The organism is Candidatus Binatia bacterium (genome assembly GCA_036493895.1).
Taxonomy (GTDB): domain Bacteria; phylum Desulfobacterota; class Binatia; order UBA1149; family CAITLU01; genus DATNBU01.
The window spans coordinates 1-3,162 of sequence record DASXOZ010000054.1; the positions used below are offsets into that span (position 1 = coordinate 1).

The window sequence follows — 3,162 nt, forward strand, 5'->3', positions numbered from 1 at the left end:
CTGGTCTACACCCGTTGTTCGACCGCTGGCCTCGCCGACACTTGCCGAGCGTCGCCGAGGCTGTGGGAAAATTTGACGCTGCTGCGGCAGCGAACGGTCGCACGCAGGCGCTACCCATGACAGTACCCAACCTATCCGGCGTATCCGAGCTGCCGCTCGAGTCGACGCCACCTGCTCTGGATCCTGCGGCCGCGCGCGCGAATCTGTACGTCGCGCGGATGCTGCAGCAGCATCTGGTCGACGATCCGACCGGACGAAGCTGGGCAGACGACGGTACGGCGGTATTTGTCGATATCTCGGGATTCACGAAATTGTCCGAGGCGCTGGCGCGTAAAGGGCGCGAAGGTGCCGAGCAAATCACCGGGGTGATCGGCCATGTCTTCGAGCTGATGCTGGCGGTCGCCTACGACGCGGGTGGAAGCCTGCTCAAGTTCGGCGGCGATGCGTTGCTGTTGTGGTTCAAGGGCGACGGTCACGCGGGGCGGGCGTGCCGCGCGACGGTGCTGATGCGCGCTGTGCTGCGCGACATGGGCGCGGTCGAGCTTCGCGACGCCAAGATAGCCTTGCAGATCTCGCAGGGAGTCCATTCCGGGCGCTTCCACTTTTTCGCCGTGGGCAGCGCGCACACCGAACTCCTCCCCGTCGGCCCGGCCTGGAGCCATCTGGTCGCCATCGAGCGCGGTGCCGATGCGGACGAGATCGTCGTCAGCACCGATACGGCAGCGGCGATACCGGTCGAATGCCTCGGTGAGGCCAAGGCGGTCGGCCGGTTGCTGACGCAGGAACCTCCGGGCTACGAGGAGAAGCTTCCATTGTCTCCGCGGCCCAGGATGTCGGCCGAAATGACGGCACGATGTCTGTCGCCGTCGGTTCGCGCTCACGTGCTCGCGGGCGGTGGAACGTCCGAGCACCGTCCGGTCACGATCGCGTTCATCCGCTTCGAGGGTACCGATGAACTGATCGCAAGCCGCGGCCCAGAGGTGGCGGCCGAAGCGCTGCATCGAGTGCTGAACGTCGTTGAAGCCGCGGCCGAAGAACAGGGCATCACCTTTCTCGCTTCCGACGTCGATGCGGACGGGGGCAAGCTGATCTTGACCGGCGGGGCGCCCAAAGTCACCGGCAACGATGAGGAGCGCATGCTGCTCGCACTGTCGAAGATCGCTTCGAGCGACCTGCCGCTCCCCGTTCGCATCGGTGTCCATCGCGGCGCCGTCTTTGCCGGCGACATCGGGCCGCCGTATCGGCGCACCTACACGGTCATGGGCGACGCCGTTAACCTGACCGCGCGGCTGATGGCCAAGGCCGAGCCGGGTCGGATCTATGCCACCGGCGACGTGCTGGAGCGGTCGGCGACGCAGTTCGAGACGACCAAGCTCGAGCCGTTCGCGGTCAAGGGCAAAGCGGAGCCCGTTCAAGCATGGTCGGTCGGCCGCGCGCAAAGCTCGAAGACGCGCCAGGTGTCGACGCAGCGCCTGCCGCTCACCGGCCGCAATGCCGAGCTTGGCGCCATACGAAAAGCGTTCACCAGCGCGCGTTCAGGCGCGGGCCGGCTGATCGAAGTCGTGGGCGACTCCGGAATAGGCAAGACCCGCCTGCTCGAGGCGCTGCGCGACGCGGCAGCCGGGCTCAACAAGCAGCACGCCACCTGCGAAGCGTATACCGCCTCCACACCGTACGCGGTATGGAGCGAGCTGCTGCGCGAATACATGGGTTTCGGACGGGACGAGTCCGAGGCGGTCATCGCCGAGCGGCTGCGCGAGGAACTCGACAAGCAGGCTCCCGATCTCGCCCCGTGGTTTCCTTTGGTCGCCATACCCTTCGGACTCGACGTCGAGCCGACTCCGGAGGTTTCGATGCTGGCGGAGGCGAACCGGCGCGGGAAATTGCACGAGTCCGTCGCACGATTTCTCACGGCGATCATGTCCACGCCGCAGCTGATCGAGATCGAAAACGCGCATCACATGGACGAGGCATCCGCCGAGCTCCTGCTGCACCTGATCGGCGAGCTTGGAACGCATCCGTGGCTCTTCGCGGTCGCCCGCCAAGGCTCCGGCGGGTTCGTGGCCCCTCAGTCAGACACCGTGGTTCGCATCGAGCTCAAGCCGCTCGCGGCGCCTGATGCGCTGCGACTCGCCCAGCTGGCGACCCAGCAGACTCCGCTGCCGCCGCACGTGCTCGAGGTCGTCGCCACGCGCTCGGGCGGCAATCCGCAGTTCCTGCGCGACCTGTTGCAGAAGGTGGTCGACTCGGGAGGCGGCATCGCCGACCTCCCCGATTCCGCCGAAGCGGCGACGATGGCGCAGATCGACTCGCTTTCGCGTGAAGAGCGGAGCGTCGTTCGGCACGCCGCGGTGTTCGGCTTGACCTTCCACCCGCGCATGGTCGCGTGGTTCGATGGGGAGGAAGGTTTCTCCGCGCCTGCGCCCGCCGTGTGGAATGCGATCGGCGACCTGTTCGACGAGGAGTCGGACGGGTACCTGCGCTTCCGCCGTACGCTCCTGCGCGATGCCGCCTACGAAGGATTGCCGTACAAGCTGCGTCGGAAACTGCATGGAATCGTGGCGACGCGTCTCGAAGAGGAGCTCGACTACCCCGAAGAAATCGCGAACATTCTTTCGCTCCACTACTTCGAGGCCGGCGAGTACCGGCCTGCCTTTCGCTATGCGACGGCGGCCGCCGAGCGCGCCGAAGGCAGCTATGCGCACGTCGAAGCGGCCAAGCTTTACTCGCGTGCGCTGGAAGCCGGCCGCAAACTCGACGATGTAAGCGGTGGGGAGATTGCCGTCATCCATCGAGCCCTCGGCGATTCCTGGTATCGCGCGGGCGAATTCCAGAAGGCGGGCAAGGCGTACACCGAAGCGCGCGGCCCGGCCGCCGGCGATCCGCTGGCGGACGCCAGCCTGCTGCTCAAGCTCTCGCACGTCGAAGCGAAGCTCGGCCAGTGCGAGCAAGCGCTGCGGTGGTGCGAGCAGGCGCGCGCCATCCTCCAGGAAATCGAAGGACCGGAGGCGGCTCGGCAAAATGCGCGCGCGGGCGGCTGGTATGCCATGGTGGTGGGCACCGAAGGACGGATGACCGACGCGCTGCAGTGGGCTGAACGCACGGCGGCCGAGGCGCAAGCCGCGGATGACCCGGAAGCTTTGGCGGATGCCTACTTTGTCA

Annotated in this window: 1 protein-coding gene; it reads left to right on the forward strand. The window is 66.6% G+C overall.

Translation table 11 applies throughout. The features are described from left to right. Positions 1-41: 41 nt before the first annotated feature. Positions 42-3,162 (forward strand): adenylate/guanylate cyclase domain-containing protein (locus tag VGK20_13730; protein HEY2775101.1); only part of this gene is annotated, 3,121 nt, incomplete at its 3' end.